Genomic DNA, 5,019 nt, shown 5'->3' on the forward strand with positions numbered 1-5,019 from the left:
GCCCCAGCAGCCGAGCAGGACGCGGCGCTGGCCGACCTGCTCGTAGCCGGGCAGGGCCTCGTAGAAGAAGTCGAACAGGTCGTCGTGCATGGGCACGACCCGCTTCATGAACTCGACATAGCGCATCAGGCGGGTCAGGTAGTCGGTGAACAGCTGCACGGTGGCGACCGTGCCCACGCCGCCCGGGTACAGAGTCGAGGGGTGGACGTGGCGGCCCTCCATCAGGCAGAACATCTCCCTGGTGGAGCGGCTGACCTGGAGCGCTTCGCGGTAGAACTCGCCCTCGAGCGGGTTCAGCGAGCGCATGATGTCGCCGATCGTCCGGTAGCCGTGATCGGCGGCGTGGGGCGCCTCGGTCGAGTTGGCCCGCTCCAGCACCCCCGGGTTGGTTTCCTTGACCATCCGCTCGCAGTAGTCGACCCCGACCAGGTTCTCCTGGAAGATGTTGTGGTCGAACATGTACTCGGCAGACTCGCCCAGGTTGATGATCCACTCGCCCAGGTGCGGCGGGCGCACCCCGTAGGCCATGTTCTGGTTGTAGACCGAGCAGGTGGCGTGGTTGTCCCCGCAGATGCCGCAGATGCGGCTGGTGATGAAGTGGGCGTCGCGGGGGTCCTTGCCCTTCATGAAGATCGAGTAGCCGCGGAAGATCGACGAGGTCGAGAAGCACTCGGCGACCTTCTTCTGGGCGAAGTCGATCTTGGTGTAGATGCCGAGGCTGCCGACGATCCTGGTGATCGGGTCCCAGGCCATCTCGACGAGGCCGTCACCGGTCCCTGCGCGCTCGGTCGTGGTCATCGCCGTCTCCTCCTACCAGCTCGGGCGGTAGCCGGTGGTCAGCTCGCGACCCGTCCTGCGCCACTTCGGCTCCTTGTCCACCGTCTTGGCGGTGACGCTGCGCAGGCTGCGGATCACCGTCCCGTACATGCCGCTGGCCGCGGTCGACACCTTGCTGCCGGGCGGCTCGTCCATGAACGGCATGAACTTGTCCGGGAAGCCCGGCATGGTGCAGCCGATGCAGATGCCGCCGACGTTGGGGCAGCCGCCGATGCCGTTGAGCCAGCCCCGCTTGGGCACGTTGCACTTGACCACCGGCCCCCAGCAGCCGATCTTCACCAGGCACTTGGGCGACCCGTACTCGGTGGCGAAGTCGCCCTGCTCGTAGTAGCCGGCCCGGTCGCAGCCCTCGTGCACGGTGATGCCGAACAGCCAGGTGGGCCGCAGGGCCTCGTCCAGGGGGATCATCGGCGCCTGGCCGGCCGCCTGGTAGAGCAGGTACAGGATCGTCTCGGACAGGTTGTCGGGCTGGATGGGGCAGCCGGGCACGCAGACGATCGGGATGCCGGCCTTGGACTTCCACGACCACCCGAGGTAGTCGGGGACGCCCATGGCCCCGGTGGGGTTGCCGGCCATGGCGTGGATGCCGCCGTAGGTGGCGCAGGTCCCGACGGCGAGCACGGCCAGGGACTTGGGGGCGAGGCGGTCGATCCACTCGCTGGTCGTCATGGGCTGGCCGGTCTCGGGGTTGTTGCCGAAGCCGCACCAGTAGCCCTCGCGCTTGATCGCCTCGTTCGGGATCGAGCCCTCGATCACCAGCACGAACGGCTCCAGCTCGCCCCGGTCGGCCTTGAAGAACCACTCCAGGAAGTCGTCGGCGCCGGCGTTGGGGCCGCACTCGAAGTCGATCAGCGGCCAGTGCACGGCCACCTTGGGCAGGCCGGGTAGGGCGCCGAGGGCGATCTCCTCGATGCTCGGCTGGGTCGCCGCCGTGAGCGCGACCGAGTCGCCGTCACAGCTGAGGCCGGCGTTGATCCAGAGAATGTGGACGACGGCCTCTTCCTGCTCCGTGCCAGCTGCCATGCCGCTTCACCACCTCGGGAGGTTGGTCAGGAGCCGTCGGCCGCGGCCAGGGCGACCTGGGTCAGCTCCCAGAGGACGTGGTAGACGGTGGTCTGCGCTTCCTGGATGCGGTGGACCGACGACGAGGGGACCACGAACAGGTACTCGATGGTGTCGAGCTCGGCCATCTTGCCGCCCTCGTAGCCGGCGAGGCCGATGGTGAGCAGCCCGCGCCGGCTCGCCTCCTCGAAGGCGCGGACCAGGTTGTCGGAGTTGCCGCTGGTGGACAGCCCGACGGCGATGTCGCCGGGCCGCCCGAAGGCGGCCAGCTGGCGGGCGAACACGACGTCGAAGCCGACGTCGTTGGCCAGGGCGGTGACCACGGCGACGTCGTCGGTCAGGGACAGGGCGGGCAGGGCCCGTCCGCCCGGCCGGGGGTGCAGGAAGGTGGTGGCCACGGCCTGGGCGTCGGTGGAGCTGCCGCCGTTGCCGAAGGCGAACAGCCGGCCCCCGCCGGCGAACGACCTGGCCATGGCCCGAGCGCAGTCGGCCAGCCGGGCCGCGTCCCGCTGCACGGTCAGCCGGCGCAGCTCCACGATCTCGGCCGCCTTGTCCACCGTGGAGCGGCGCACCTGGTCGAGCACGTCGTCGAGGCTGGAGGCGCCCGCGTACAGGAACGGGTAGAGGGACTCCACCCCGGTGCCCTCACGACCCACCGGCGGCACCTCCGAGCACGGCGATGGCCTCCTTGGCATGGACCAGGATGGTGTCCCCGACGGTCGCGTCGACCAGGGCCACGCTGACCTCCTCCATGCTCTGGCCGGTGTCGACCATGGCCAGGTCGGCGTCGAGCAGCCGCACCACCCGCACCTGGACCGCCTCGTCCGAGCAGGTGATGCAGACGTCGCCGTGACATTCGGGGCCGCTCAACGGATCACCTCCGGGTCGAGCACGCCCGGCTGCTCGAACAGCACGTGCACCAGCTCCCAGAGGACGTGGTAGGCGGTGACGTGGACCTCCTTGACGACCAGCGGGTCGTGGGACCGGGCGACCAGGGCGTGGTGCACGGCCCCGCTCTGGGCCGTCTGGCCGCCGTCGCCCCCGACCAGGGCGATGGTGAGCATCCCGAGCTCGGCCGCGGCCTCCAGCCCGGCCAGGACCGCCGGGTCGTTGCCGTCGACCGACACCCCGAGGGCGATGTCCTCGGGGGCGGCCAGGTGGCGGAGCTGGTGGGCGTAGACCTCGGCGTAGCCCTCGCGGCCGGCGATGCTGGTCAGGGTGGCCACGTCGCCGGTCAGCGAGATCGCCGGGAGGGCCCGCTTGCCCACGATCACCGGGTGGACGAACTCGACGGCGATGTGCTGGGCGTCGGTGCTGGGGCCGCCGCTGCCGAAGCAGACGAGCTTGCCGCCACGGTGGAAGCGGACGGCCATCGCGTGGCAGGCGGCCGCCACCTGCTCGGCGTCGTCGGCCAGGGCCTCGACCGGTTTGGCCCGCTGCTCGAGGGCATCGGTGGCCGCCGCTTGGAGCGTCTCCGACAGTCGCTGTCGCATGCACGGCCCTCCCGGCAGCCTACCGGCATCTGGGAAGCATGCGCCGTCGCTGCCCGCTTTGCAAGACACTTCTGTCCGGACAGCTTTCGGACAGAGCGTCACGTTTGCCTGATTCCTGGGACCGGAGCGCAACCTCGCCTACAATCGCACAAATTGGCGGCGGCGAGGGAGCGATCCTTGGAGGAGCGCGCTGGTGACGCCCGGGGGGACCGGGTGCCCGACGGCGCTCCGGTGGCGGTGCCGCACGAGACGGTCGTCGTCGACCCTGTCTTCGTGGTCACCCAGACCTTCCCGGCCCGGCCGTCGTCCATCCCCGACATCCGCGACTTCGTGCTGCGCTACCTGCGCGACGCCCCGCTGACCCCCGAAGGCAGCCAGCAGCTCCACCACGCCGTGCTGAACGCCCTGCTGGAGGCGGCCAGCCCCGACGGCGGCCAGATCCAGGTCTGCTTCCGCATCTTCCCCGACGGGGTCGAGGTCGACGTCCTGCGCGGCCCGGCCAGCGCCGGCAGCACCTTCCCGCCGGTCCGCCGCGACCGGCCCGAGCATCGCTCGTTCGCCGAGTGGCTGGCGGGCGTGCTCAAGCGCGAGGGCCTCTCCCAGGAGGCCGCGGCCCGCCAGCTCGGCGTGTCGGTGAAGACGGTCAGCCGCTGGGTCGGCGGCGAGACCGAGCCCCGCCTGCGCGAGCTCCGCCGCATCCACGAGGTCTTCGGCGAGGCCCCGCTGGGCTAGCCCGTGGTCAATGTGCCCACCGCCGCCATGGTGGTCACCCTGGCCTGGCACCGAGGTCAGTTGGCCCCCCACCCCTGACTCCAGCGCCAGGTGACTGCATGGGGGTGGCGTCAGCGCGACCCGGACGAGAGGTCGAGCAGCAGGGAGGCGAGCTTGCCGGGGACCGAGAACATGGGCCAGTGCCCGGTGGGGAGCTCCCGGAACGACCACTGGGGGCCGGCGAGGGCGGCGAACCAGGGGTGGCCGGCGGCGATCATCTCGCGCACCTGGGCCAGGGGCAGGCTGCAGGTGATCAGCAGCTTGGGCAGGTCCTGGCGGGCGGGGCTCTTCAGGGAGAGGGGCTGGGTCCAGGTGCGGAGCGGCTGGGCGGTGGCGTGGGCGCGCATGTGGTCGCGCTCGTCCTGGCCGAGTCCCTCCAAGCTGGCGCCCATGGTGCCCTCCAGGTCCTCCCAGGAGGGCATGGGGATCCGCCAGCCATCGCCGGCCTCGTCGACCAGGCGCTCGATCAGCTCCCTGGCGGCGGGCGATTGGAGGTCCATGAAGGCGGTCCCGTCGGGGCTCGGCCCGGCGTCGAGGTAGGCGAGCAGGGAGATGCGCTCGGGGATCCGGTCGGCCACTCCCGTGACCACGTGCCCGGCGTAGCTGTGCCCGACCAGAACGACGTCGTGGAGTTCCTCGCGCTCGACCAGGTCGACGACGTCGGAGATGTAGGTGTCGAGGTCGACCTGGGGACTGGCCAGGTCCGAGCGGTCCTCCAGCCCGGTGAGCGTCACCGGGTGGACGTCGTGCCCGTGGCGGCGGAGCTGGTCGGTGACCGGCTGCCAGGCCCATCCGCCCAGCCAGGCCCCGGCGACGAGGACGTAGGTGGTCATCCGCGCGATCCCTCCTCTGAGTT

The 5,019-nt window shown here is 70.9% G+C and carries 7 protein-coding genes; 1 reads left to right on the plus strand and 6 read right to left on the minus strand.

Going from position 1 to position 5,019, the window contains the following annotated elements:
• From VF468_09860 to VF468_09880, 5 genes are all read right to left on the minus strand, one after another.
• A partial coding sequence (locus VF468_09860; protein ID HEX5878613.1) for a nickel-dependent hydrogenase large subunit occupies positions 1–798 on the minus strand: 798 nt, incomplete at its 3' end.
• A 12-nt stretch (positions 799–810) separates the two neighbouring features.
• On the minus strand, positions 811–1,860 hold the full coding sequence (locus VF468_09865; protein ID HEX5878614.1) for a hydrogenase expression protein HypE: 1,050 nt from the start codon (positions 1,858–1,860) through the stop codon (positions 811–813).
• A gap of 26 nt (positions 1,861–1,886) precedes the next feature.
• The gene (locus VF468_09870; GenBank protein HEX5878615.1) at positions 1,887–2,555 is read right to left on the minus strand and encodes an SIS domain-containing protein; all 669 of its coding nucleotides are present in this window, start codon (positions 2,553–2,555) and stop codon (positions 1,887–1,889) included.
• Entirely contained in the window at positions 2,545–2,769 is a 225-nt protein-coding gene (locus tag VF468_09875) for a HypC/HybG/HupF family hydrogenase formation chaperone (protein ID HEX5878616.1), read from the minus strand. Before VF468_09875 ends, VF468_09870 begins: the two co-directional genes overlap by 11 nt.
• Positions 2,766–3,392: an SIS domain-containing protein gene (locus tag VF468_09880; GenBank protein ID HEX5878617.1), complete on the minus strand. Its 627-nt coding sequence runs from the start codon at positions 3,390–3,392 to the stop codon at positions 2,766–2,768. The genes VF468_09875 and VF468_09880 overlap by 4 nt, the downstream gene beginning before the upstream one ends.
• Positions 3,393–3,569: 177 nt before the next feature.
• Between VF468_09880 and VF468_09885 the strand changes: the two genes are divergently transcribed.
• Positions 3,570–4,124, plus strand: a complete 555-nt coding sequence (locus VF468_09885; protein HEX5878618.1) for a helix-turn-helix domain-containing protein — start codon at positions 3,570–3,572, stop codon at positions 4,122–4,124.
• 110 nt (positions 4,125–4,234) lie between these two features.
• Here the strand turns inward: VF468_09885 and VF468_09890 are convergent.
• Positions 4,235–5,019 (minus strand): alpha/beta hydrolase (locus tag VF468_09890; protein HEX5878619.1); only part of this gene is annotated, 785 nt, incomplete at its 5' end.

Source organism: Actinomycetota bacterium (assembly GCA_036280995.1).
In the GTDB taxonomy this organism is placed as follows: Bacteria; Actinomycetota; CALGFH01; order CALGFH01; family CALGFH01; genus CALGFH01.